The sequence below is a fragment of the Winogradskyella vincentii genome, assembly GCF_020166345.1.
Taxonomy (GTDB): domain Bacteria; phylum Bacteroidota; class Bacteroidia; order Flavobacteriales; family Flavobacteriaceae; genus Winogradskyella; species Winogradskyella vincentii.
The window spans coordinates 284,481-309,650 of the sequence record NZ_JAIUJS010000002.1 but is presented as its reverse complement, the minus strand read 5'-3'; the positions used below and the strand labels follow the sequence as shown (position 1 = coordinate 309,650).

At 33.2% G+C, this 25,170-nt stretch carries 22 protein-coding genes and 1 tRNA gene; 16 read left to right on the top strand and 7 right to left on the bottom strand.

What is annotated here, in order from left to right; genetic code table 11:
- Positions 1-8: 8 nt before the first annotated feature.
- A complete protein-coding gene (locus LBV24_RS04605; RefSeq protein WP_008269813.1) occupies positions 9-242 on the bottom strand; it encodes an acyl carrier protein in 234 nt (77 codons plus the stop codon).
- A 183-nt stretch (positions 243-425) separates the two neighbouring features.
- Between LBV24_RS04605 and purN the strand changes: the two genes are divergently transcribed.
- The 5 genes from purN to LBV24_RS04580 all read left to right on the top strand — a co-directional run bounded on the left by purN (position 426) and on the right by LBV24_RS04580 (position 6,016).
- The gene (gene purN, locus LBV24_RS04600; protein ID WP_224477416.1) at positions 426-992 is read left to right on the top strand and encodes a phosphoribosylglycinamide formyltransferase; all 567 of its coding nucleotides are present in this window, start codon (positions 426-428) and stop codon (positions 990-992) included.
- On the top strand, positions 985-1,626 hold the full coding sequence (locus tag LBV24_RS04595; protein WP_224477415.1) for a ribonuclease H1 domain-containing protein: 642 nt from the start codon (positions 985-987) through the stop codon (positions 1,624-1,626). Before purN ends, LBV24_RS04595 begins: the two co-directional genes overlap by 8 nt.
- Positions 1,627-1,632: 6 nt before the next feature.
- Positions 1,633-3,081 (top strand): flavin-containing monooxygenase, encoded by a 1,449-nt coding sequence (locus tag LBV24_RS04590; RefSeq protein WP_224477414.1) that lies wholly within the window; start codon positions 1,633-1,635, stop codon positions 3,079-3,081.
- A 68-nt stretch (positions 3,082-3,149) separates the two neighbouring features.
- Positions 3,150-4,076 carry a PfkB family carbohydrate kinase gene (locus LBV24_RS04585; protein ID WP_224477413.1) on the top strand — a complete coding sequence of 309 codons (927 nt, stop codon included), beginning with the start codon at positions 3,150-3,152 and terminating at the stop codon, positions 4,074-4,076.
- Between the two features lie 41 nt (positions 4,077-4,117).
- Positions 4,118-6,016 (top strand): amidophosphoribosyltransferase, encoded by a 1,899-nt coding sequence (locus LBV24_RS04580; protein WP_224477412.1) that lies wholly within the window; start codon positions 4,118-4,120, stop codon positions 6,014-6,016.
- Positions 6,017-6,519: 503 nt separating this feature from the next.
- Here the strand turns inward: LBV24_RS04580 and LBV24_RS04575 are convergent.
- Complete coding sequence (locus tag LBV24_RS04575) at positions 6,520-7,128, bottom strand: superoxide dismutase (protein WP_224477411.1); 609 nt, start codon at positions 7,126-7,128, stop codon at positions 6,520-6,522.
- Positions 7,129-7,237: 109 nt separating this feature from the next.
- On the opposite strand from LBV24_RS04575, the gene LBV24_RS04570 reads away from it, so the two are divergent.
- From LBV24_RS04570 to LBV24_RS04550, 5 genes are all read left to right on the top strand, one after another.
- Complete coding sequence (locus tag LBV24_RS04570; protein WP_224477410.1) at positions 7,238-10,378, top strand: UvrD-helicase domain-containing protein; 3,141 nt, start codon at positions 7,238-7,240, stop codon at positions 10,376-10,378.
- Between the two features lie 39 nt (positions 10,379-10,417).
- Positions 10,418-11,611 (top strand): glycine C-acetyltransferase, encoded by a 1,194-nt coding sequence (gene kbl, locus LBV24_RS04565; protein ID WP_224477409.1) that lies wholly within the window; start codon positions 10,418-10,420, stop codon positions 11,609-11,611.
- Positions 11,612-11,734: 123 nt separating this feature from the next.
- A complete protein-coding gene (locus LBV24_RS04560) occupies positions 11,735-13,138 on the top strand; it encodes an OmpA family protein (RefSeq protein ID WP_224477408.1) in 1,404 nt (467 codons plus the stop codon).
- 65 nt (positions 13,139-13,203) lie between these two features.
- Entirely contained in the window at positions 13,204-15,966 is a 2,763-nt protein-coding gene (locus tag LBV24_RS04555) for a PD-(D/E)XK nuclease family protein (RefSeq protein WP_224477407.1), read from the top strand.
- Complete coding sequence (locus LBV24_RS04550) at positions 15,963-16,811, top strand: alpha/beta hydrolase family protein (RefSeq protein WP_224477406.1); 849 nt, start codon at positions 15,963-15,965, stop codon at positions 16,809-16,811. Before LBV24_RS04555 ends, LBV24_RS04550 begins: the two co-directional genes overlap by 4 nt.
- Before the next feature lie 17 nt (positions 16,812-16,828).
- On the opposite strand, the gene LBV24_RS04545 is transcribed toward LBV24_RS04550, so the two are convergent.
- Both LBV24_RS04545 and LBV24_RS04540 read right to left on the bottom strand, forming a co-directional pair.
- Positions 16,829-16,902: transfer RNA gene (locus LBV24_RS04545), tRNA-Ala, on the bottom strand.
- 5 nt (positions 16,903-16,907) lie between these two features.
- Positions 16,908-17,705 (bottom strand): universal stress protein, encoded by a 798-nt coding sequence (locus tag LBV24_RS04540; RefSeq protein ID WP_224477405.1) that lies wholly within the window; start codon positions 17,703-17,705, stop codon positions 16,908-16,910.
- Positions 17,706-17,740: 35 nt separating this feature from the next.
- Between LBV24_RS04540 and LBV24_RS04535 the strand changes: the two genes are divergently transcribed.
- The 5 genes from LBV24_RS04535 to LBV24_RS04515 all read left to right on the top strand — a co-directional run bounded on the left by LBV24_RS04535 (position 17,741) and on the right by LBV24_RS04515 (position 21,086).
- Positions 17,741-18,241, top strand: coding sequence for a GNAT family N-acetyltransferase (locus tag LBV24_RS04535; RefSeq protein ID WP_224477654.1), 501 nt, complete (start codon positions 17,741-17,743; stop codon positions 18,239-18,241).
- Entirely contained in the window at positions 18,238-19,572 is a 1,335-nt protein-coding gene (locus LBV24_RS04530) for an MATE family efflux transporter (RefSeq protein ID WP_224477404.1), read from the top strand. The genes LBV24_RS04535 and LBV24_RS04530 overlap by 4 nt, the downstream gene beginning before the upstream one ends.
- A gap of 44 nt (positions 19,573-19,616) precedes the next feature.
- Complete coding sequence (locus LBV24_RS04525) at positions 19,617-19,775, top strand: hypothetical protein (RefSeq protein WP_224477403.1); 159 nt, start codon at positions 19,617-19,619, stop codon at positions 19,773-19,775.
- 77 nt (positions 19,776-19,852) lie between these two features.
- The gene (locus tag LBV24_RS04520; RefSeq protein ID WP_224477402.1) at positions 19,853-20,305 is read left to right on the top strand and encodes a 6-pyruvoyl trahydropterin synthase family protein; all 453 of its coding nucleotides are present in this window, start codon (positions 19,853-19,855) and stop codon (positions 20,303-20,305) included.
- Positions 20,306-20,315: 10 nt separating this feature from the next.
- On the top strand, positions 20,316-21,086 hold the full coding sequence (locus tag LBV24_RS04515; protein ID WP_224477653.1) for a UDP-2,3-diacylglucosamine diphosphatase: 771 nt from the start codon (positions 20,316-20,318) through the stop codon (positions 21,084-21,086).
- On the opposite strand, the gene LBV24_RS04510 is transcribed toward LBV24_RS04515, so the two are convergent.
- From LBV24_RS04510 to LBV24_RS04500, 3 genes are read right to left on the bottom strand one after another with little or no spacing between them, the layout of a single operon-like run.
- Entirely contained in the window at positions 21,062-22,339 is a 1,278-nt protein-coding gene (locus tag LBV24_RS04510; protein WP_224477401.1) for an MFS transporter, read from the bottom strand. The two genes, LBV24_RS04515 and LBV24_RS04510, sit on opposite strands and share 25 nt — an antisense overlap.
- Before the next feature lie 3 nt (positions 22,340-22,342).
- The gene (gene recJ / locus LBV24_RS04505) at positions 22,343-24,034 is read right to left on the bottom strand and encodes a single-stranded-DNA-specific exonuclease RecJ (protein WP_224477400.1); all 1,692 of its coding nucleotides are present in this window, start codon (positions 24,032-24,034) and stop codon (positions 22,343-22,345) included.
- A 26-nt stretch (positions 24,035-24,060) separates the two neighbouring features.
- Entirely contained in the window at positions 24,061-24,498 is a 438-nt protein-coding gene (locus tag LBV24_RS04500) for an OsmC family protein (RefSeq protein ID WP_224477399.1), read from the bottom strand.
- Between the two features lie 65 nt (positions 24,499-24,563).
- Here LBV24_RS04500 and LBV24_RS04495 point away from each other — a divergent pair, with 65 nt between their 5' ends.
- The gene (locus LBV24_RS04495) at positions 24,564-25,166 is read left to right on the top strand and encodes a carboxymuconolactone decarboxylase family protein (protein WP_224477398.1); all 603 of its coding nucleotides are present in this window, start codon (positions 24,564-24,566) and stop codon (positions 25,164-25,166) included.
- The last annotated feature ends 4 nt before the right edge of the window (positions 25,167-25,170 follow it).

Below are 25,170 nucleotides of genomic sequence, written 5' to 3'. Positions count from 1 at the left end.
AAACGTTATTATTTTGCTTCTTCTATATAAGAAATAGCTTGACCAACTGTTGCAATATTTTCAGCTTGATCATCTGGTATTTGAATATCAAATTCCTTTTCAAATTCCATTATTAATTCAACAGTGTCTAACGAATCAGCTCCTAAATCATTAGTGAAGCTTGCCTCTGTTACAACCTCGTTTTCATCAACACCTAATTTGTCTACGATAATCGCTTTTACTCTTGATGCAATGTCTGACATAATCTTTTAATTTTAAGTTTTAATTAGACCGCAAAAATAAAAAACTTTATTTTAAAAAACATCTTTACCGATAAAATGTGCTCATAGATGGCAAAATTCGATATATCTGTTAATGAATTGCGTCTAATTGTTAATTATTATTCTTTTTTTTGTCTCGAATAATAGTACATTGAATAGTAGTATATGAAACGTGTAGTAATTTTTGCGTCCGGTAGCGGATCTAATGCTGAAAATTTAATTAAGTTTTTTCACAACATTGATAATGTGTCTGTTATTCAGGTATTGACTAACAATCCTCATGCCAAAGTTTTAGATAGGTGTAAAAGACTAAATATTAGTGCTTTATCATTCAATAGAGTCGCTTTTTCTAAGTCCGAAGATGTATTAAATATTTTAAAAATACAGAACCCAGATCTTATTATACTCGCTGGTTTTCTATGGAAATTTCCTGAATTTATTCTTAACAACTATGAAAATAAGGTGATAAACATTCATCCTGCGCTACTTCCTAAATATGGAGGAAAAGGTATGTATGGTATGCACGTCCACAATGCTATTGTGGCTAATAATGAAAAAGAATCAGGCATAACAATTCATTATGTGAATGAGAACTATGATGAAGGCGCAATAATTTTTCAAGCAAAATGCGACGTCTTGCCAACAGACACGCCTGAGGATGTAGCTTCTAAAATCCATCTTTTAGAAATGGAACATTTTCCTAAGGTTGTTAATGATTTGCTTAATGAGTAAGAAGAAAAAGAAATACTATACGGTTTGGAAAGGTCATAATACAGGAGTATTTGAGACTTGGGAAGATTGTAAAGCTCAGATAAAAAACTTTAAAGGTGCTCAATACAAATCTTTTACATCTTTTGAGACCGCCAAAAAAGCATACAAGGAAGGCTCTAAGGAGTATATTGGCAAATCTAAAACCTTTAAAAGTGAACTCTCAGTAGAACAGTTGAAAAAAATTGGTGAACCTAATCTAAATTCGATATGTGTTGATGCTGCTGTTAGCGGAAATCCTGGTAAAATGGAATATCGTGGTGTAGTGACAAAAACAAAAAAGCAATTATTTATTCAAGGGCCATTTGAAGAGGGTACTAATAATATTGGTGAATTTTTAGCTATTGTTCATGGATTAGCATTTTTAAAACAGAAGAAAAGTAACCGCATAATCTATACAGACTCTAGAACAGCCATGAGCTGGGTCAAAAAGAAAAAATGCAACACAAAACTCAATCGGAGCGATAAGAACAAACCCCTTTTTGAATTGGTGGACAGGGCAATAAAGTGGTTGAATGAAAATAAATATTCAACTACCGTTGTAAAATGGGAAACCAAGGCTTGGGGAGAAATTCCAGCTGATTTTGGAAGGAAATAAAATCTAATGGATTCTAATTATTACGATATTATTATAATTGGTGCTGGTCTGTCTGGTATCGGTGCAGCATGTCACTTAACAAGGAAAAATCAAGAAAAGTCTTATTTAATATTAGAATCACGAGAAACTCTTGGTGGTACTTGGGACTTATTTAAATATCCTGGTGTAAGATCTGATTCTGACATGTATACTTTTGGGTATTCTTTTAAAACTTGGGATGATGCAAGGTCCTTTGCAGATGCACCATCCATATTAAAATATCTCAACGAAGCATCAAGAGAATATAATGTTATTGACAATATTGCTTTTAACCAGCGTGCAATTTCTTATAACTATAGCTCTAAAGATAAACTTTGGCGTATAACATCGGTTGACACCAAAACTGAAGCTAAAATTACCTATTCAACTAGATTTATTTTTAATTGTAGCGGCTACTATAATTATGATAAAGGCTACACACCTGAATATGAAGGTTTGGAAAATTATAAAGGAGATTTTGTTCATCCCCAAAAATGGCCAAAAAACCTAAAGTTGGATAATAAAAAGGTGATCGTTATTGGTAGTGGAGCAACCGCAGTTACAATTGTTCCTAAAATTGCAGAAACTGTCAGTCATGTAACAATGCTACAGAGGTCGCCAACTTATGTCGGTGCACTACCGAATAAGGATGTAATAGCTAAATTCTTAAAGTTTATTTTGCCTAAAAAAATAGCGCATAAGACCATTAGAATAAAAAATGTGCTTTTAGACATGGCTTTTTTTAATGCTTGTAGGAAATGGCCAAATACCATGAAAAAGTATATTGTTAAAAAGGCGCAAAAAGAATTAGGAGATGTCCCTGTATACCCACATTTTACACCAAATTACAACCCATGGGAACAACGCTTTTGTTTGGCTCCAGATGGCGATTTATTTAAATCTATTAGAGAAGGTAGTGCTTCCGTTGAGACGGCTAAAATAAATCACTTTAATCAAACTGGTATTGTATTAGATTCTGGCAAAGAACTTACGGCAGATATAATTGTAAGTGCCACAGGTTTAAGAATATTACCTTTAGGTGGAGTTTCAATTTCTGTTGACCAACAACCTATTGATATCTCTAAACTTTATGTATACAAAGGTTGTATGCTAAGTGACCTTCCTAATTTATTCCTCTTTGTAGGATATACAAATGCATCTTGGACTTTAAAAAGTGATTTAACAAGTGAATACATTACACGGGTTTTTAGGTATTTGAATAAACATAATTTTCACTCTATTTGCCCAAAAACTAAAGATGCCAGTCTTAAATCAACACCATTACTTAATTTAAATTCAGGCTATATTCATCGAGCGAAAAATATTCTACCTAATCAGGGAGATAAAGCACCATGGAGGGTTTATCAGAATTATGTACTTGACTATAAAATGTTAAGAATTGATAAAATAAATGACTCATTTGCATCATTCAATTAATGAAGCGAGTAATAATTTTTAAAGGAATATATTTTACTTAAATTTGCAACTTAATCAAACTTACTTTAATGGGTAAATTAGTGATTGTCGGTACTGTAGCGTTTGATGCTATAGAAACTCCATTTGGTAAAACCGATAAAATCCTTGGAGGCGCAGGAACATTTATTGGACTTGCCGCTTCAAAATTCAATATAAATTCTGCTGTAGTTTCTGTTGTAGGTGGTGATTTTCCACAGAAATATTTAGACTATATGTCTGAGCAAAACATTGATGTTTCCGGAATAGAAATAATAGAAGAGGGTAAAACCTTTTTCTGGAGTGGGAAATATCACAACGATATGAATTCTAGAGATACTTTGGTAACAGAACTTAATGTGCTTGCGGATTTTGAACCAAAAGTTCCTGAAGATTTTAAAGATGCAGATGTTGTAATGCTCGGAAATCTTCACCCATTAACTCAAATGAGTGTATTAAATCAAATGACTAGAAAACCAAAACTAGTGGTGCTTGACACTATGAATTTTTGGATGGACTGTGCGTTAGAAGATTTACATAACACAATTAAACATGTTGATGTTATCACAATAAATGATGAAGAGGCACGGCAACTAACGGGTGAATATTCATTAGTTGTAGCTGCAAGAAAGATCCATGATATGGGTCCAAAATTTGTAGTTATTAAAAAAGGTGAGCATGGAGCCCTTTTGTTTCATCAAGAAAGTGTTTTTTATGCACCTGCCCTTCCACTAGAAGAGGTTTTTGATCCAACAGGTGCAGGTGATACATTTGCAGGAGGCTTTACCGGTTATCTTGCAAAAACAGAGGACTATTCATTTGAAAATATGAAAAACGCTGTTATTTATGGATCTACTTTGGCTTCTTTTTGTGTTGAAAAATTTGGTACAGAGCGAATGCAGAATTTAGAAGATAACGAAATTTATAAACGTTTAGACCAATTTAAAAGTCTAACACAATTTGATATAGAATTAACGTAACTTGACGCGCTCGAAATTGAGCGCGTTTTTTATTACATAAAATGAGTGATGCAATAAAACATGAGTGCGGTATAGCACTTATAAGGCTTTTAAAACCATTAGAATACTATAAAGAAAAATATGGTAGTGCATTTTATGGTGTGAATAAAATGTATTTAATGATGGAGAAACAGCACAATAGAGGTCAAGATGGTGCTGGTTTTGCAAGTATTAAATTAGATACTAATCCTGGCGAACGTTATATCAGTCGTGTTCGGTCTATTGCTCAACAGCCTATTCAGGATATTTTCTCCCAAATTAATGATCGCATCAATTCTGAGATTGCTCAAAATCCAGAGTATCAGAATGACGTAGAACTTCAAAAGAAGCATATTCCATATATAGGAGAATTGCTTTTGGGCCATGTACGCTATGGTACGTTTGGCAAAAACAGTGTGGAAAGCGTACATCCATTTTTAAGGCAAAACAATTGGATGCATCGAAACCTTATCGTAGCTGGAAATTTTAATATGACCAATGTTAATGAGCTGTTTGATAATTTAGTTGAGATAGGTCAGCATCCTAAGGAAAAGGCAGACACTATTACCGTAATGGAAAAAATAGGCCATTTTTTGGATGATGCAGTATCAAAAATCTATAGAGACCTAAAAAAAGAAGGTTATTCAAAAATTGAGTGTTCTCCTTTAATTGCTGAGCGTTTAAAAGTTGGAAAAATTTTAAAACGTGCTGCAAAAAATTGGGATGGCGGTTATGCAATGGCAGGTTTATTAGGCCATGGCGATTCATTTGTTTTAAGAGATCCTGCAGGAATTCGACCAGCATATTATTATAAAGACGATGAGGTAGTTGTTGTGGCGTCAGAAAGACCTGTAATTCAGACTGTATTCAATGTGCCCTTTGAAGAGGTTATTGAATTAGATCCTGGGCATGCAATAATTACAAAAAAATCTGGTCACATTCAGATTAAAAAAATTCTAGAACCATTAGAACGCAAAGCATGTTCTTTTGAACGTATTTATTTTTCTAGAGGAAGTGATGCAGAAATATATCAGGAAAGGAAAGAATTGGGAAGGCTACTTATGCCAAAGGTTCTTGAGGCAATTGAGAATGATACAAGAAATACCGTTTTCTCATATATACCAAATACCGCAGAAACCTCTTTCTACGGAATGATTGACACAGTAGAAGAACACCTAAATCATAAAAAAACTCAAGTAATCCTAACCGGTAAAAGAAGTCTTTCGGCTGATAAGGTTGAAGAAATTCTATCTGAAAGACCACGTATTGAAAAGATTGCGATAAAAGATGTAAAACTCAGAACCTTTATTACTGAAGATAGTAGTAGAGATGATTTGGTAGCCCATGTTTATGATGTAACGTATGGTGTTATTAAACCAACTGACAACCTTGTAATAATTGACGATAGTATTGTTCGTGGTACTACCTTAAAAAAAAGTATTATTAAAATGATGGATCGCCTAGGTCCAAAAAAGATAATCGTAGTTTCATCAGCGCCTCAAATAAGATATCCTGATTGTTATGGAATTGATATGGCAAACTTAGAAAGTTTAGTAGCCTTTAGAGCGGCACTTGAATTGTTAAAAGAAAACAACCAGTATAATATTGTTGATGAAGTTTACAACAAATGTATTAACCAAGTAGGTATCAATGACAACAACGTTAAAAACTATGTCAAAGAAATCTACAACAATTTCACAGACGAACAGATTTCTGATAAAATCTCAGAGTTATTAAGTGAGGATAGTGTGAAAGCTGAGGTTAAAATAATATTTCAACCTGTAGCGAACCTTCACAAAGCATGTCCTAAAAATTTAGGAGATTGGTACTTTACAGGAGATTACCCAACCCCTGGAGGAAACAGAGTTGTAAACAAAGCCTTTATTAACTTTTATGAAGGTAACAAGGAACGTGCGTATTAATTTCGATAAAATGGTAATTTTATCCGATAAAATTAGTATTTCATCTATGATTTATGCCGTTTATCCAATATTTGTTTCGTTTCAACAAATAAAATATACATTGGTGTCACCATAACATAAGTAGGTTAAGTTCATGGTAGATTTGGGGCAAAAAAAGGTGAACAATGTTCACCTTTTTTTATGGACCTAATTAAAGTTTTACTTTAAGTTATGTCCGTAATTAAATGAAAAATATGATTAACATATGTAAATATTGTTAGCGCTTTCCACTCTTAGACTAATATATAGGTCGTTTATCCAAAAAATTCATTTGTTAAATTATAGTCCACTTATATTTGAGTCACCATAACATAAGTAGGTTAAGTTTATGGTAGATTTGGGGCAAAAAAGGTGAACTCTCTGTTCACCTTTTTTCATTTTGCACATCTTCAAAAATATCCTAGTCCCAAACAAAAAAACCCAAGCCTTAAAAGACTTGGGCAAATTGAAAAAGAATATTCTATTTATTTCGCTTCTGCGTATCTTCTTTCTATTTCGTTCCAGTTAATTACTTTAAAAAATGCCGCAATATAATCTGGTCTTCTATTTTGGTAATTTAAATAGTAAGCGTGTTCCCATACATCCAATCCTAATATTGGTGTTCCTCCACAACTAACTCCAGGCATTAATGGGTTGTCTTGGTTAGGTGTAGAACAAACCTCTACCTTACCTCCTTTATGAACGCACAACCATGCCCAACCAGAACCAAATTGAGTTGCAGCCGCCTTACTAAATGCCTCAATAAAGGCATCTTTAGATCCAAACTCTGCTTCAATAGCATCTTTTAGTTCTCCAGATAAATAGCCTCTATCTTCTGGATTCATTACTTCCCAAAACAAACTATGATTGTAAAATCCGCCTCCGTTATTTCTAACCGCAGAATTAGACATATCCAAGTTTGTTAATATATCTTCAATAGACTTTCCGTCTAAATCAGTTCCATCTATTGCTGCATTTAACTTTGTTGTGTATCCGTTGTGGTGCTTTGAGTGGTGAATCTCCATTGTACGCGCATCAATGTGCGGTTCTAAAGCATCATAAGCATATTTTAATTTCGGTAATTCAAAAGCCATAATTATTGATTTTAGATTAATAATTCATTATTAACAAAATTACGATAATGAGAATAAGAAAATCTAAATTAATTATTAAGATTCCCTATTTTGGTATAAAATTAATCTTTTGCAATATTCTACCTTTAAAATATATAATGCTTCGGCTGGAAGTGGCAAAACATTTACTCTCACTAAATCTTACTTAAAAATATTAATTGCCTCCGAGGATCCTGAATATTTCAAACACTTATTAGCCATTACCTTTACCAATAAGGCTGTTGCAGAAATGAAAGAGCGTATAATAAATATGCTTAAGATTTTTTCATCACAAGATCCATCGGCAAAATCACACGAAATGTTTACTGCTATCTGTGATGAATTAAAAATTACTCCAATTGATTTAGAGGTTAAGGCCCAACAAATATTAAAACGAATCATCCATAACTATGGCGCATTTGATATTTCAACAATAGATGGTTTTACACATCGTGTTATAAGAACATTTGCGAGAGATCTAAAGTTGCCTGTAAATTTCGAAGTTGAATTAGATCAAGAGAGACTATTAGCTGAGGCTGTTGATAGTTTAATAAGCAAGGCAGGAACCGATAAGGGCTTGACAAAAATTTTAGTTGACTTCGCTATTGAAAAGGCAGACGACGACAAAAGTTGGGATGTAAGCTATGATTTTAATAATATTTCCAAATTACTTGTAAACGAGAATGATTTACAAGCAATTAAAGGTCTGAAAAATAAAACACTAGACGATTTCAAAAGGTTAAAGGGTTGCATTTACAACGACAAACAAAGTTTAGAAAATGACATTAAAAAGATTGCAAATAAAACCCTAACCTTAATTGAAGAGTCTGGTTTAAGTTTTGAAGATTTTACCAGAAAAACTCTGCCAAATCATTTTTTGAAAGCGTCTAAATTAAATCTCAAGGATTTATACAAAAATAAACTTGAAGAAAATATTGAAAATGGCACTGGTCTATATTCTAGCAAATTAGAAAATCATATTGCTGAAACTATTCAAGCAATTCTTCCAGAAATAGAGCATAATTACAAAAAGCAAAAAAAATTAATTTATAATCTTAAGCTACTAAACGAAATACTTCGGAATATAACACCCTTATCTGTTTTAAACGCAATTAAATATGAACTTAAAACGATTCAAGAGGAAAAAAATATATTGCTGATTTCAGAATTTAATACCCTAATTAGCAATGAAGTTAAAGACCAACCTACTCCATTTATTTATGAGCGCCTAGGTGAAAAATTTAGACATCATTTCATCGATGAATTCCAAGACACATCTGTGATGCAGTGGAACAATTTAATTCCGTTAGTTGATAATGCTCTTTCGACAAATAATGGATCTTTAATGCTGGTAGGAGACGCCAAACAGGCAATATATAGATGGCGAGGCGGAAAAGTAGAGCAATTCATAGACCTTTACAACAAAAAGGAGAACCCGTTTCACGTTGATGCCAGAGTAGAGTCATTGGACACGAACTATCGAAGTTGTATTGAAATTGTAAAATTTAACAACGGATTGTTCAATTATTTAAGTCATTCTTATTTAGCCAGTGAGACTTATTCTGAACTATATCAAAATTCAAAACAGAATATAGCGATTAATAAATCTGGTTATGTTAATCTCAGTTTTATAGATGATTCTGAAAATGAAGAGGATAAGTCAATAATATACTCTCAGAAAGTCCTAGAAAAGATTCAAACTTGTCTTAAAAATGGATATGAATTGAGAGACATCTGTGTATTGGTTAGAAAACATAAAGAGGGTGTAGCCGTTTCAGATTATTTGACAAATAATTCTATTGAAATTACATCATCTGAAACCCTGCTAATTAAAAATTCTAAAAAAGTTGTATTTATTAATAATCTCATCAAGTTGTTAATACAACCTGAGAATACCACTGCCAAAATTGAATTCCTAACATTTATTTCTGAATTAAAAAACCTCTCTGACAAGCATTCATTTTACCTAACACACAATAAATCCAATTTAAAAGATAGTCTCAACAGTCTAATATCAATTGGCTATGTTGTTAATCTTAAGGAATTATTACAGTTGCCTCTTTATGAATTAATTGAAGAAATAATAAGAACTTTTGAACTTAACAATGAACCTGATGCATTTTTGCAATACTACCTCGATTTTGTATTAGAATTTACTCAAAAGCGAAACTCTGGTCTAGACCAATTTCTAGATTATTTTGAGCATAAAAAAGATAAGTTAAGCATATCTTCTCCAGCTAATTTAAATGCGGTGAGAATTATGACAATTCACAAGTCTAAAGGCCTTGAGTTTCCTATAGTTATTTTCCCATTTGCAGAGTTAAATGTATATAAGGAACTCAATCCAAAAGTTTGGTTTCCTCTAGACAGAAATGAATCCGAAGGTTTTGATTCTCTATTAATCAATTATAACAATGATATTGAACAATTTGGAGAAACAGGTAAATCCATTTATGATACTCACCAGCATCAATTAGAGTTGGACAATATTAACCTACTCTATGTTGCTCTTACCAGACCAATTGAACAATTATATATAATCTCTAAAAAAGACTTCAGCTCTAAGGGAGAGTTAAATACTAAGACATATGCAGGTATGCTTATATCTTATCTTCAATCCATTGGACAATGGGCCGACAACAAGACTGAATATAACTTTGGGGTAAACGAACAAAAAGATCATTCAACGCAAATTGAGTCTTCAGATAAATCTATTTCATTAAACTTAATCTCCTCCAAAAAAGAGGACCATAATCTGCAAATTATTACTAAATCCGGGCTGCTTTGGGACACAAAGCAACAAAAGGCTATGGAGAGAGGAAATTTAATTCATGAGTTGCTTTCTAAAATCAAAACACCTAACGACATTTCCTTCGCATTAGAAGATATGGTGCTATCAGGCAATTTAGCAAAAGAAGAGTTAAAATCGCTCACATTAATTATTGATGAAGTCATTAATCATGAGGCATTGAAGCATTATTTCTCTAATGAATATAATATCTTCAATGAAGTAGATATCATTACTAAGACAGGCCGACAAATAAGGCCAGACCGATTAAATATCAATACAAAAAATGAGGTTATAATTATTGACTATAAAACAGGTGAACATAAGTCATCTTACTCAAATCAATTACTTGATTATGAGTCTGTTTTAAATGAAATGAACTATAAGGTAATTAATAAAATTCTGGTTTACATAAATGAAGAGGTGGATGTTATTGAAGTCTAGTCTATTGCTTGTATCTTTGCCTTATAAAAGATTAAAAATATGTACGGTTCTATAAAACACTATTTACAAAAAGAAATTGAATCAATTAAAGAGGCTGGCTTATTCAAAGAAGAAAGAATTATAACGTCTCCTCAGGGTGCAGAAATTACATTGAATACAGGAGAAAAAGTTTTAAACTTTTGCGCAAATAATTATTTGGGTTTATCCTCACACCCAGAAGTAATTGAAGCAGCCAAAGAAACATTAGACTCACATGGTTTTGGTATGTCTTCTGTTAGATTTATATGTGGTACTCAAGACATCCACAAAGAACTTGAGCAGAAAATTGCAGATTTTTACGGGACAGAAGATACTATTTTATATGCTGCCGCTTTTGATGCTAATGGTGGAGTTTTTGAGCCACTTTTAGGAAAGGAAGATGCCATTATCTCAGATTCTCTGAATCATGCATCTATTATTGATGGCGTTAGGTTGTGTAAAGCAGCCAGATATCGTTACCAGAATAATGATATGGAGGATTTAGAAAAACAACTTGTTGCTGCAAATGAAAATGGGGCAAGGCATAAAATTATTGTTACAGATGGTGTTTTTTCAATGGATGGTTTAGTTGCTCCATTAGATAATATTTGTGATTTGGCTGAAAAGTATGATGCTATGGTTATGATAGACGAATGCCATGCTACTGGATTTATTGGCGAAACCGGAATTGGCACACTTGAAGAAAAGGGTGTTTTAGGAAGAATTGACATAATTACAGGTACACTTGGCAAAGCAATGGGAGGAGCAATGGGAGGCTATACCACAGCAAAAAAGGAAATCATAGAGATTTTAAGACAGCGTTCAAGACCTTATTTATTTTCTAATTCACTTGCACCAGCAATTGTAGGTGCCTCAATAAAGGTTTTTGACATGTTAAAAAATGACACATCCCTAAGAGACAAGCTAGATTGGAACACCAAATACTTCAAGAAAAACATGAAAGAAGCTGGCTTTGATATAATAGATGGTGATTCGGCTATTGTTCCTGTTATGTTATATGATGCCAAATTAGCTCAAAAAATGGCAAAAATGCTACTTGAAGAAGGCATTTATGTAATCGGATTTTTCTATCCCGTTGTACCAAAAGGAAAAGCTAGAATAAGAGTACAATTATCAGCAGCGCACGAGGTAAATCAACTAGATAAAGCCATAGCCGCTTTTGTTAAAGTTGGGAAAGCTCTAAATATTATTTAAAATGGTTAGAAACTCACTATTTTAGGGCGTTTTTACAATATTTTTATATATTTGTCTTTGTTAATAAAATTTAACAACTTACTTTTGCCAACAATTAACACTTAAAATTAAATTAATTAGAATATGAAAAATCTTAGCAGATTATTATTTGTTACAGTGCTTTTAGTATGTTTCAGCACATCAAATGCGCAAGATAAAAACAATCCATGGGCTATAAGCTTAGGGACAAATGCAGTAGATGCATATCCTGTAGGTGAGGATTTACCTCAAGGGCCTTATTTCGATGAGTTTTTTAACGTTTCAGATCACTGGAATATTTTCCCGACTATTTCTAGAGTTGCAGTTTCTAGATATTTAAGCGATGGGTTTACTTTTACTGCAGGTGGTACGCTTAATAGCATCGATAAATTTGGTACCAAAATTGTTGATGCAAGTACTGGAGAAGAAAGAACTAATTCTGTTAATGATTTATCATATTACAGCTTAGATGGTTCGGTTTCTTATAGCTTCCAAGAAGTTTTAAACTCTAAAAAATTCGAGCCTTACCTAGGTGTAGGTGGTGGTTACACTTGGTTAGACAATGTAGGTGCTGGTACACTTAACGGAAATTTAGGTTTGAGATTTTGGTTTAACGAGAAGTTAGGTGTAGAAGCTCAAACTATGTATAAGCATGCTTTTGAAGATTACTTACCTAAGCATTTCCAACATTCAGTTGGGTTAGTATTCAAGTTTGGTGGTACTGATACTGATAACGACGGTATTTACGATCAAGATGATGCTTGTCCAGAAGAAGCTGGTTTAGAAATGTTCAACGGATGTCCTGATTCTGATAATGACGGAATTCAAGATTCTAAAGACGATTGTCCTAACACTCCAGGTTTAGCCGAATTTAACGGTTGTCCTGATAGTGATGGAGATGGTGTTGTTGATAAAGATGATAAGTGTCCTAGTGTAGCTGGTCTTAAAGCATTAATGGGTTGTCCAGATGCTGATGGAGATGGCGTTGCAGATGGAGATGATAACTGTCCTAATGAAGCGGGTCCTGCTGCTAACAACGGATGTCCATGGCCAGATACTGATGGTGACGGTGTTTTAGATAAAGATGATAAATGTCCTAATGAAGCTGGTGAAGTTGCAAATGATGGATGTCCTGTAATAGAGCCAACTGAGGAGGTTGTAAAATCATTAAATACGTATGCTAGAGATATTTTATTCGATACTGGCAAAGCATCATTTAGAGCAGATACAGATGAAGTATTACAAGCAATGGTTGTAATCTTTAAAGAGTATCCAAGGGCCAATTTTGCAATTGGTGGTCATACTGATAGTGTAGGTTCTAAATCAAGTAACCAAGCTTTATCTGAAAGAAGAGCAAATGCAGTTAGAGATTATTTAATCGCGAATGGAATCAATGCGGACAGATTAACTGCTGCAGGATATGGAGAAGATAAGCCAATTGCCAATAACAAAACTAGAGCTGGTAGAAAAGAGAACAGACGTGTTGAAGTTAATTTGGTAAAAAATTAATTAGATACTTCTAAATAATATTTAAAAAACGCTCCGTTAAACGGGGCGTTTTTTATTTTTAATACATGGTAAGTTTCATTAAGTCCGTACTGTTAGATCTAAAGCATAAAAAATTAAATTTTGAAGATCTTCAATTTATCCTACCAAGTAAACGTGCAGGTGTGTTTTTAAAGCATCAATTAGCCGGATTAATTGACAAACCTATTTTCTCGCCAGAAATAAAAAGTATTGAGGAGTTTGTTGAGGAGTTGTCTGGATTAAAAGTGTTATCTAACATCGATTTACTGTTTAGTCTATATGGCACTTATAAAAGCATAACACCAGATGATGAAGTTGAACCTTTCGAATCGTTTTCAAAATGGGCCCAAATCCTACTACAAGATTTTAACGAAATTGACAGGCATCTTGTAGAACAAAATCAAATTTTTGATTATTTAACTGCGATTGTTGAGCTTAACCATTGGTCTAAGGAAGAAAACCAAACAGACCTTATAAAAAACCACCTTAAATTTTGGTATAAACTCAAGGAATATTACTCTAAGTTTACCGAAAACCTTCTGAATTCTAAATTTGGATACCAGGGATTGATATATAGGGAAGCATGTGATAATCTAGAAGTATATATTGAAAACAAGCCTTCTAAAACACATGTTTTTCTTGGTTTTAATGCTTTAAACAGAGCAGAATCAATAATTATCCAAGGTCTTCTTCAAAACGATCTAGCCCATATTTATTGGGACGTAGACGAGACCTTCATTAAGGATCCAATTCATGATGCTGGATTATTTTTTAGACATCACAAAAACTCATGGAATTATTTTAAAAAAGCCCCTTTCAATTGGTTGCACAACAACTATAAAGAAAGTAAAAACATCAAAGTAATTGGTATTCCAAAACTAATAGGACAAGCAAAATATATAGGTCAGGTATTAGAAGGCTTACAAAGAAAGAATAAGACATTGTCTGATATTGCGGTTGTTTTAGGTGAAGAAAACCTATTAATACCTGTTTTAAATTCACTGCCAAAATCCATTGAAACACTAAATGTTACAATGGGACTTGCATTAAAATATGTGCCATTAGCATCTGCATTTGATGCATTATTTACAATTCATAAAAAAGAAGCTAGCTCCTATTATCATAAAGATGTGACCCGCATACTATCACATCCTTCCTTTTACCAATTATTTGAAACCGCCTCTGGCAACACGGCAAATGATATTTTAAATCATATACAAACTTATAACCTTACTTATTTGTCTGCCTCAAAGCTTAAGGAAATTTCAAAAGGAAACATAGAATTAATTAGCTTATTTTTTGATAGTTGGGAAGATAACCCAACAAACGCATTGAATAAATGCTCTAAAATTATTTTTGAAATTAAAAGTGTAATCGACAAAGAGAAAAAAAGAAATGGCCTAGAATTAGAATATCTATATAAATTCAATACACTTTTCAATCAATTAAAAGCCTTAAATAGTAGCCATAAACATCTCATCTCGGTTGTGGCTCTTAATTCTATTTATAGCGAATTATTAAATTCAGAAAGTCTTGATTTTAGGGGCGAACCTTTAGAAGGTTTACAAATAATGGGTATGTTAGAGTCTAGAGTGTTAGATTTTGAAACTGTTATTATAAGCTCTGTTAATGAAGGTATTTTACCGGCTGGTAAAAGCAATAATTCATTTATCCCATTTGATGTTAAAATCGAAAACGGTTTACCAACTTTTAAAGAAAAGGATGCTGTTTATACTTACCATTTTTATCATTTATTACAACGCGCAAAAAATGTTTATATACTTTATAACACGGAGAGTGATGCATTAAATGGTGGTGAGAAAAGTAGATTTATCACCCAGTTGGAAATTGAAGGTATTCATAATATAGAACATTTTATTGCTTCTCCACATGTCCCGAAAATCGAAAATAAATTACTGGAGGTTCCAAAGACCAATATGGTTATGCGGGAGGTCCATGAATTTGCGTCAAAAGGATTTTCTCCATCGTCTTTAAGCAACTACATTAGAAATCCGATAGATTTTTATTATCAAAAAATTCTTGGAATTAAGGAATTCGAAGATGTTGAAGAAAATATAGCATTCAATACCTTGGGATCTGTAATTCATGAGACCTTAAAAGATTTTTATGACCCAATAATTGATCAATACTTAACCCTCGATTATTTAGATTCATTATTTGCTTTAATTGAAGCTACCGTTACAAAACATTTTAAATTATTATATAAAGAAGGTGATTTTACGAAAGGTAAGAATCTTATCATATTCAATATTGCACAACACTATATCAAATCATTTATTGAAGATGAAAAAGAAAGTCTAAAGACGGGAAACAAAATAAAAATAAAAGCAATTGAAATAGAATCATCTATTGATATACGGGTAGATGGGTTTAACTTTCCTTTTAAATTGAAAGGAACTGTTGATAGAGTAGACGAATTTAATGGTGTTACGAGAATAATAGATTATAAAACCGGAAAGGTTGATCAAGGAAAGGTTGAAATAGTTGAGTGGCCCGACATAACATCAGACTATGATAAATACAGCAAATCCTTCCAGATTTTGTGTTATGCCTATATGTTGCACAAACAAAACGCAATTCAACTTCCAGTAGAAGCTGGCATAATATCATTTAAAAATCTTAAAAAAGGGTTTTTAAAATTTGGCACCAAGTCATCTGCTAAGTCCAGAACAAAAAACCAAGAAATAACCTTAGATACTCTATCTAATTTCGAAGTTGAATTAAAGAAGTTGATATCTGAAATTTGTAATCCAAAATTAAATTTTGTTGAAAAAGAACTAAATCAATGACGATTTTAAAAAATATAGTATTAGAGAGAAATGGCAAAAAGCCAATTTTATTAGATGTATTTAATTCAACCACTGAAAAGGAGTGTCCAATAGTTGTTTTTTGTCATGGATATAAGGGTTTTAAAGATTGGGGCGCATGGAACTTAATGGCAAAACATTTTGCGAACGCTGGTTACTGTTTCATTAAATTCAATTTTTCTCATAACGGTGGCACGATTAAAAATCCTATAGACTTTCCAGATCTTGAAGCTTTTGGCAACAACAATTACACAAAGGAACTAGACGATTTAAATGATGTATTAAATTGGATTGAACATAATTTTCAAGATAATTCCAAAGTCAATAAAAATGAAATCACCCTCATTGGACATAGCCGAGGAGGTGGAATTGCCATAATAAAAGCTTCTGAAGACTCCAGAGTCAAAAAATTAATTACTCTAGCAAGTGTCTGTGATTTTAGTAAACGAACTGCTACAATAGGAAATTTAGAGGAATGGAAGAAATCTGGTGTTAAATACGTTATGAACGGAAGAACAAAACAGCAAATGCCACATTACTATCAGTTTTACGAAGATTTCAAAGTAAACGAGGAAAGACTCAATATCAAATCAGCCATAAAAAAACTGACAATCCCTCACTTAATAATTCATGGTGACAACGATACCTCAGTAAGTATAAAAGAAGGAGAAAATCTACACAAATGGAACCCGAATTGTGAATTAACTATTATTGATGGTGCGGATCACGTCTTCAACACAAAACATCCTTGGGAAAAGGAAGTTTTATCTGCCCAATTAAAAGATGTAGCAGAATTAATTCAAGAATTCATAAATAAAAAAGCGTAATTAAAATTACGCTTTTGTGGAGAAGAGCGGACTCGAACCGCCGACCTCTTGACTGCCAGTCAAGCGCTCTAGCCAGCTGAGCTACATCCCCAAATATTATTTCATACCACTTAAAACTAGGACAGGGATTTTTGAGCTGTGAAAGTCTTTTTTAAAAATAGTATTGTTTTCCCAAAGCTTGGAGAAAAAACCACGTTTTCGTCTTACCACACACAATAGATCAGGGCTATGATTTTTATAGTGTTCTAAAACCGCTTGAAATGTTGTTGGGCTTTCAGCATAAGTAATGTTTGTGAGCATACCCTTTAATTCATCCTCTAATATAAAATCATCCTCTTTATGATACGGTGTTTTAACCAATAGCGCATTAGCAACCGCCTTAAATTGATTTTTAATAGATTTTACAGGATTTAAAACACCCTCCTTTTTTATAATAGCAGACTTCATTGCTATTAATATTTTAACGATAGGTTTATACACATAGTTTTCTGGTACGATCAAAATCGGTATTTGGGTTCGTTTTACTATTCTACCAGAGGTTTTTCCTAAATAAACTTCATCCTTAATTGAATTTGTCCTTGGTTCTATAAGCATCAGATCTACATCTAAGGCGTTACAAACTTTTTCTAATGTATCAATTAATTTGCCTTTAAATGTTCTCGTGCTTAAGTCTACGCCTTTAGTGTCAATAGAAGATACAAGGTCATCTAAAAAGGCTTTAGATTCTCTTTCAAGAATATGATCAATTTTTATCATGGTTCCTGCTTTGGTATAAACATTATATATTTGAACAACATATAATTTAGCGCCAAATGCTTTTGCAAAATCTACGGCATATTGCAAATGTGATTTTGCGTTTTTTGAAGACCCTACAGGAACAAGTATCGTTTTCATTGAATATGGAATTTAGGCAAAAGTACAATTTATTAATGATTCGAAAGGCTACACTAGAAGACATATCAACTATAATGCTAATGACTAAGGCATGTGCTAAATCAATGATAGAAAAGGGGATTTATCAGTGGAATGAACACTACCCGAATAAAAATGCCTTCATAAATGATATTGCGCGTAATGAATTGTATGTGCTAGAGGTTAATGAAAAAATTATAGGCTCTATTGTAATCTCGAATCTAATGGATGATGAATATGTACCAATAAAATGGTTAACAAAAAATGAGAACAATATTTATATTCATAGATTGGCAATTCATCCAGATAATCAGGGGAAGGGCTTTGCACGAGTTCTCATGGATTTTGCGGAAAAATTTGCCATAGAAAACAGCTATAGCTCTATTAGATTAGATACCTTTTCACAGAACAAGAGAAACCAAAAGTTTTACGAACTTCGTGGCTATAAAAGATTAGGTGATATTTTCTTTCCAAAACAAAGCAAATACCCTTTTCATTGTTATGAATTAGTACTTTGAGCACCAAAATTACACTAAAGCAAATCAACAAATTGGCAATACCAGCTCTAATTTCTGGTATTTCAGAACCCATATTGTCCTTAACAGACGCTGCCATTATTGGTAATATGGATTTAAATGCCACTGAGTCATTGGCTGCGGTTGGTATAGTTACAACCTTTTTATCAATGCTTATTTGGGTTTTAGGGCAAACGCGTAGCGCTATTTCATCAATTGTGTCCCAATATTTAGGAGCAGACAAATTAGGTGAAGTAAAAAATTTGCCAGCACAGGCTATTTTTTTAATAACATCATTAAGTATCCTTATTATTTTAGCTACTTATCCTTTTGCCTCTCAAATTTTCAAGCTTTATAATGCATCAGATCTTATTTTAAATTATAGTATTGAGTACTACCAAATTAGAGTTTTTGGCTTTCCATTTACCCTATTTACGATTGCTGTTTTTGGTACATTTAGAGGATTACAAAACACTTTTCATCCAATGATAATAGCAATTGCAGGCTCTGTAGCGAATATCATATTGGACATTGTCCTAGTTTATGGTATTGAAGGCATAATACCCGCACTACATATTCAAGGTGCTGCATATGCAAGTGTTATAGCACAAATCATTATGGCAGGTCTATCTGTTTATTACTTATTAATCAAAACCGATATTCCTTTATTGGTAAGGTTCCCGTTCAACCCAGAGATTAAACGTTTTGCTTTAATGATTGTTAATCTGTTTATACGAACCATTGCATTAAACGTAGCACTATATTTTGGAACTAGCTTCGCTACTAAATATGGACCAACCTATATTGCTGCATATACAATCGCAATTAATCTTTGGTTTTTAGGTGCATTTTTAATTGATGGTTATGCTAGTGCGGGAAATATATTATCCGGTAAACTGTATGGTGCAAAAGAATATAAAAGCTTAATAGATTTGAGCAATAAGCTGATTAAATATGGAATATTAATAGGCTTAACGATTGCTATTATTGGAGGGTTGCTATACTTCCCAATAGGAAGTATTTTTACGGATGATCAAAACGTTCTGAGTGAGTTCTATAACATATTTTGGATTGTACTTGCAATGCAACCACTTTGTGCCCTAGCTTTTATATTTGATGGTGTTTTTAAAGGGCTTGGTAAAATGCAATATTTAAGAAATGTTCTGTTATTTTCAACTCTTCTAGTATTTATACCTGTGATTATTGCTACTGATAATTTAGGCTATAAACTATATGGTATTTTCACGGCTTTTACATTGTGGATTATTGCAAGGGGATTGCCATTAATTATTAAATTCAGAAAAACATTCAGAACACTAGCCGAAAACACTTAAATTTGAACCAATCATTTTTGGGTTAATTGAATAGGCTACTATATATGTTACAACAAGTCGATATTGAACAAAAAATCAAGGAAGCACCAGACGATAGTTACAGTATTGGTGTTTTCATTGGAAGCATGTTACCTTTTGTAATACTTGTGATAATTGCCTATTTAATTTACCGATATAACAAAAACAGAATAAAGGAAGAATAGATGGGGAATTATCTTTTTTTAATACTAGCAATTGCATTAATTGTTATTTATTTTGTCAATAGAAATAGAAGGCGCTAATGACTAATATTAGAATTACAAAACAGTTTTCTTTTGAAACTGGTCACGCACTTTACGGCTATGATGGTAAATGCAAAAATGTACATGGCCACAGTTACAGGTTAGATGTTACTGTTATTGGAATTCCTATTTCAGATAATACCAATGTAAAATTTGGTATGGTGATTGACTTTGGTGATTTAAAGAAAATAGTCAAAGAAGAAATTGTAAATGTTTTTGACCACGCTACGGTTTTCAATAAAAACACACCACATATTGAACTGGCAAAAGAATTAGAAGATCGAGGACATAATGTTTTGTTAGTGGATTATCAACCTACCAGCGAAATGATGGTTATTGATTTTGCAGACAAGATTAAAAAGCGACTTCCAGAAAATATAAAATTACATTCTTTAAAACTACAAGAAACTGCAACTAGCTTTGCTGAGTGGTTTGCTTCAGACAATGAGTAATCCAATTCACATAGAAGTTCCTTCTGGAAAGAAGGTTTATTTTGCTTCAGACAATCATTTAGGTGCACCTACAAAAGAAGAATCACTCCCAAGAGAAAAAAAATTTGTGTCTTGGCTAAATGATGTGAAAAAAGATGCGGCGGCCATTTTTTTAATTGGTGATTTATTTGATTTTTGGTTTGAATATAAAACAGTTGTCCCAAAAGGTTTTACTAGAACTCTAGGTAAATTAGCTGAGATAAGTGATTCTGGCATTCCTGTTTATTTTTTTGTTGGTAACCACGATTTATGGATGAACAGCTATTTTGAAGAAGAACTTGGTATTCCGGTCTATCATAAACCTGAAGAATTTATAATAAAAAATTCAAGGTTTTTTATAGGGCATGGTGATGGTCTTGGGCCAGGCGATAAAGGTTATAAACGAATGAAAAAGGTTTTTACAAATCCTTTTTTTAAATGGCTTTTTAAATGGCTCCATCCTGATATAGGTGTTAAAATAGCACAATACTTATCGGTAAAAAATAAATTGATTTCAGGAGACGAAGATGCTAAGTTTTTGGGAGAGGAAAATGAATGGCTTGTAAAATATAGTAAACGAAAATTAGAAGACAAACACCGTGATTTTTTCGTGTTTGGTCACAGACACTTACCGCTTGAAATTGAATTAACAGACAACTCTAAATATGTGAATTTAGGTGATTGGATTCAGTATTACACCTATGGTGAGTTTGATGGTAAAGAATTAACACTAAAGACTTATGACGATTTAACATCTTCATAATGCTCCTCAACATCCTTTCTTAAATCTAATTCTCTCAACGGTTTATTCTTTAAGCCTATAGCCGTAACGGTTATTAGGGTAACTATTCCTCCTAATACTACAGCTAAAGGCGCACCAAATATCCTAGCAGCAACTCCACTCTCCAAAGCTCCCAATTCATTTGATGACCCAACAAACATTGAATTAACTGCACCAACTCTACCTCGCATTTCATCAGGTGTTTTAATTTGTAAAATAGTTTGTCTTACCACCATAGAAATTCCATCAAAAACACCAGAGAAAAACAGTGCTAAAACACTCAACCACAATAGTTTTGAAGCGCCAAAAATTATCATGAATATACCAAATCCAAATACAGAGACAAGTAACTTCTTGCCTGTACTTTTTGTAATAGGAATATAGGTTGTTGCTAGCATAGTAATAATGCTTCCTGAAGATAACGCGGCATTTAATAATCCAAATCCTTCTGGTCCTGCTTCTAAAATGTCTTTTGCAAATACCGCGAATATTGCAACGGCACCTCCAAAAAGTACCGCAATCATATCTAGTGTTAAAGCACCTAAAATAACCTTGTCATTAAACACAAACCTTAAACCTACCTTTAAGCTTTCCTTTACTGACTCATTGGTCTTTTTGTTCATGATTGGTTTTTTGTCAATTTGCATAACAAGCAACAACGCAAATAGTACCAGTAAAAATATTATACCTAATGTTGTATTAATTCCTATCCAAGCAATAAAAAACCCGCCAAAAAGAGCTCCAAATACGGCTGCACCTTTCCATGTACTGCTACTCCATGTTGCTGCATTTGGATATGCCTTTTTAGGAACTAACAGAGCGATAAGTGAAAAAATTGTAGGACCAAAAAAAGCTCTCAACACACCTCCAAAAAATACTAGACTGTAAATCCCAATAAGGATATAATTTGTACTCCATATGTCAGAAATATATTCTGATGACAACCAAAACAGACCAAAACTAATTAATGAAAATAAGGTTATGCATAGCGCAAAGAGGTTCCGTTTTTCTTTTCTATCCACAATATGTCCAGCAAATGGTGCCAAGAAAAAAGCGGGCAAAAACTCACACAAGCCAATTATTCCTAAACTCAACTCATCATTAGTCAACGAATACACCTGCCACTCTATAACTACAAACTGCATAGACCAACCAAACACAAGGGCAAAGCGTGCTAAAAGAAATACTTTGAACTCTTTAAATCTTAATGCTTCATACGGATCATTCTTTCCCAAAATCTACTCTTTTAAATCTTTTAGTTTTAATTGAATACTAATTCTACCATTCCAATGGTTTTCATCAATTGTATAGGCCACATTAAATAATTTGTTATTCTTAATGACATCTAACTTGTCACCAAGACCAAAACCAATACAAACAATGTTTTCAGAACCATTTTGGGTTGCCGTAAGTCGCAGATGTTTATTGTCTTCGCCTACACATTTTCCCCAACCTGTATCCTTAATGTTTTGTGTCATAAAAACAGGCGTCATATTTCCAGGGCCAAATGGTGCAAATTGTTTTAAAATTCGCATTAATCTATTGTCTACCTGATGTAAATCGATCTCTAAATCAACTTTAAGTTCTGGTGTCAGTAATTTTGGATCTATAGATTCCTTGACAACACTTTCAAATTTAGTTTTAAAAGCCTCATAATTTTCAGGCAACAACGTTAAACCCGCAGCATACTTATGTCCGCCAAACTGTTCTATATATTCTGAGCAGGCTTCTAATGCATTATAGACGTCAAAGCCTTTAACCGATCTAGCAGATGCAGCAAGTTTGTCTCCGCTTTTAGTAAAAACCAGAGTAGGTCTGTAATATGTTTCTGTTAATCTTGATGCAACAATACCAATAACTCCTTTATGCCAGTTTTCATCATAAACAACCGTGGTGAACTTTTCTTGTTCGTTATTGCTCTCAATTTGAAGCAGGGCTTCTTCGGTTATTCTCTTGTCTGTTTCTTTTCTATCTGTATTAAATTGATCGATATCTACAGCATAGGCTGCGGCTAAATTAAAATCTGTCTCCGTTAGCAATGTAACTGCATGATTTCCATGCTTCATTCTACCAGCTGCATTTATTCGAGGTGCAATAATAAAAACAACATCTGTAATTGTGAGTTCTTCTTTTTTTACCTCAGCTATTATGGCCTTCATTCCGGGTCGTGGATTAGAATTAATAACCTGCAACCCCAAATAAGCCAAAGCCCTATTCTCTCCAATTATAGGCACAATGTCTGCTCCAATAGCAGTTGCTACTAAATCCAAATATTCAATTAATTCTTCAACAGATTGTCCCTGATTGGCAGCTAAGGCAGAAATCAACTTAAATCCCACACCACAGCCACATAATTCCTTGAAAGGATAATGACAATCCTCTCGTTTTGGGTCTAACACCGCAACGGCATCAGGAATTTGTTCTCCTGGTCTATGGTGATCACATATAATAAAATCAATACCCTTTCCTTTGGCGTAATTAATCTTATCATTAGCTTTTATTCCACAATCTAAGGCTATAATTAAACTGAAATCATTGTCATCAGCAAAGTCAATTCCTTTAAAAGAAATACCATATCCTTCTTCATATCTATCAGGTATATAAGTGGCTACAGAATCTGTTCTTGTCTTAAGATAAGAAGACATTAAAGCCACGGCCGTTGTACCATCTACATCATAATCACCGTAGACCAAAATATTTTCACTATTTGCTATGGCTTCTTCAATTCTAGAAACTGCACATGCCATATCCATCATTAAATAAGGATCGTGTAAATCATCAAAGCTTGGCCTAAAAAATGTTTTAGCATCGTCAAAAGTCTCAATACCTCGCTGCAACAATAGTGTGGCAACAATATCATCAACATTTAAGGCTTCTTTCAATAAATTGATTTTTGAAGCTTCAGGTTTTGGTTTTAAAGTCCAGCGCATAAAAAAGTATAGGTATGGCTAATATTTTAGGTGTTACGTATGGTGGCTATATGATAAATTACCTTAGTTTTAATTTTTGCAAATTGTCTAAACATTTCCATTACACCGCAATACTTTTCCACTGATAAATCAACTGCACGCTGACATTTTTTCTTGTTTAAATGAGCGCCATAGAAATGGTATTCTAACTCAACTGAATGGTAATACTTAGGATGCTCATCCGTTAATTCTCCAGATACTTCAATTTTAAAATCGTCTATTTCTTCATTCATTTTATTTAGAATTGATATAACATCTAAAGCTGAACAACCTGCTAATGAAGACAACATCATTGCTTTTGGTGATAACCCAAATCGTTCTGATTGGCCCTCAATATTAGTGTCCATTATTACAGATTTACCACTTGGATTATCTGATTCAAATGTTAAATCACCTTGCCAGTGAGTTGTGATTTTATCAACCATATTTTTTAGATTAAATATTAGAACTCTTATCTTGTACATTCAAAAATACCACTAAAAAAACACATATGGCATTAGTAACTCCGTTATCTCCAGAACACGATTTAGAAACCAAAAAACTTGCTGAATTCTTTAATGAAACGCTTGGATTTTGTCCTAATTCTGTATTAACAATGCAGAGAAGACCTGCAATTAGCAAGGCATTTATAAATTTGAATAAAGCAGTGATGGCAAATGAGGGTAGAGTTACCTCTGCATTAAAAAGAATGATTGCTTGGGTTAGTAGTAACTCAACTGGTTGTCGCTATTGCCAAGCCCATGCCATAAGAGCGGCTGAACGTTATGGTGCTGAACAGGAGCAATTGGACAATATTTGGGAATACAGAACACATCCCGCTTTTTCTGAGGCAGAGCGCGCTGCTTTAGATTTCAGCCTTGCCGCAAGCCAAGTTCCTAATGCAGTCAATGCCGAAATTAAAGAACGCTTATACAAACATTGGGATGAAGGTGAAATTGTTGAAATGTTAGGTGTAATATCTTTATTTGGATACCTAAATCGTTGGAATGATTCTATGGGAACAACAATGGAAGAAGGAGCCATAGAAAGTGGTAATCAGTTTCTTGGAAAACACAGTTTTGAAGTTGGCAAGCACGATGGGTCTCAATATTAGGTGT

What these genes read in the sequence shown, in the direction of transcription:
- LBV24_RS04555 (WP_224477407.1), top strand. Translation starts at nt 13,204, where the DNA reads ATGGTAAGTTTCATTAAGTCCGTACTGTTAGATCTAAAGCATAAAAAA.
- purN (WP_224477416.1), top strand. Translation starts at nt 426, where the DNA reads ATGAAACGTGTAGTAATTTTTGCGTCCGGTAGCGGATCTAATGCTGAA.
- LBV24_RS04590 (WP_224477414.1), top strand. Translation starts at nt 1,633, where the DNA reads ATGGATTCTAATTATTACGATATTATTATAATTGGTGCTGGTCTGTCT.
- LBV24_RS04550 (WP_224477406.1), top strand. Translation starts at nt 15,963, where the DNA reads ATGACGATTTTAAAAAATATAGTATTAGAGAGAAATGGCAAAAAGCCA.
- LBV24_RS04595 (WP_224477415.1), top strand. Translation starts at nt 985, where the DNA reads ATGAGTAAGAAGAAAAAGAAATACTATACGGTTTGGAAAGGTCATAAT.
- LBV24_RS04525 (WP_224477403.1), top strand. Translation starts at nt 19,617, where the DNA reads ATGTTACAACAAGTCGATATTGAACAAAAAATCAAGGAAGCACCAGAC.
- LBV24_RS04535 (WP_224477654.1), top strand. Translation starts at nt 17,741, where the DNA reads ATGATTCGAAAGGCTACACTAGAAGACATATCAACTATAATGCTAATG.
- LBV24_RS04495 (WP_224477398.1), top strand. Translation starts at nt 24,564, where the DNA reads ATGGCATTAGTAACTCCGTTATCTCCAGAACACGATTTAGAAACCAAA.
- LBV24_RS04585 (WP_224477413.1), top strand. Translation starts at nt 3,150, where the DNA reads ATGGGTAAATTAGTGATTGTCGGTACTGTAGCGTTTGATGCTATAGAA.
- LBV24_RS04540 (WP_224477405.1), bottom strand. Translation starts at nt 17,705, where the DNA reads ATGAAAACGATACTTGTTCCTGTAGGGTCTTCAAAAAACGCAAAATCA.
- LBV24_RS04500 (WP_224477399.1), bottom strand. Translation starts at nt 24,498, where the DNA reads ATGGTTGATAAAATCACAACTCACTGGCAAGGTGATTTAACATTTGAA.
- kbl (WP_224477409.1), top strand. Translation starts at nt 10,418, where the DNA reads ATGTACGGTTCTATAAAACACTATTTACAAAAAGAAATTGAATCAATT.
- LBV24_RS04520 (WP_224477402.1), top strand. Translation starts at nt 19,853, where the DNA reads ATGACTAATATTAGAATTACAAAACAGTTTTCTTTTGAAACTGGTCAC.
- LBV24_RS04560 (WP_224477408.1), top strand. Translation starts at nt 11,735, where the DNA reads ATGAAAAATCTTAGCAGATTATTATTTGTTACAGTGCTTTTAGTATGT.
- LBV24_RS04605 (WP_008269813.1), bottom strand. Translation starts at nt 242, where the DNA reads ATGTCAGACATTGCATCAAGAGTAAAAGCGATTATCGTAGACAAATTA.
- LBV24_RS04580 (WP_224477412.1), top strand. Translation starts at nt 4,118, where the DNA reads ATGAGTGATGCAATAAAACATGAGTGCGGTATAGCACTTATAAGGCTT.
- LBV24_RS04575 (WP_224477411.1), bottom strand. Translation starts at nt 7,128, where the DNA reads ATGGCTTTTGAATTACCGAAATTAAAATATGCTTATGATGCTTTAGAA.
- recJ (WP_224477400.1), bottom strand. Translation starts at nt 24,034, where the DNA reads ATGCGCTGGACTTTAAAACCAAAACCTGAAGCTTCAAAAATCAATTTA.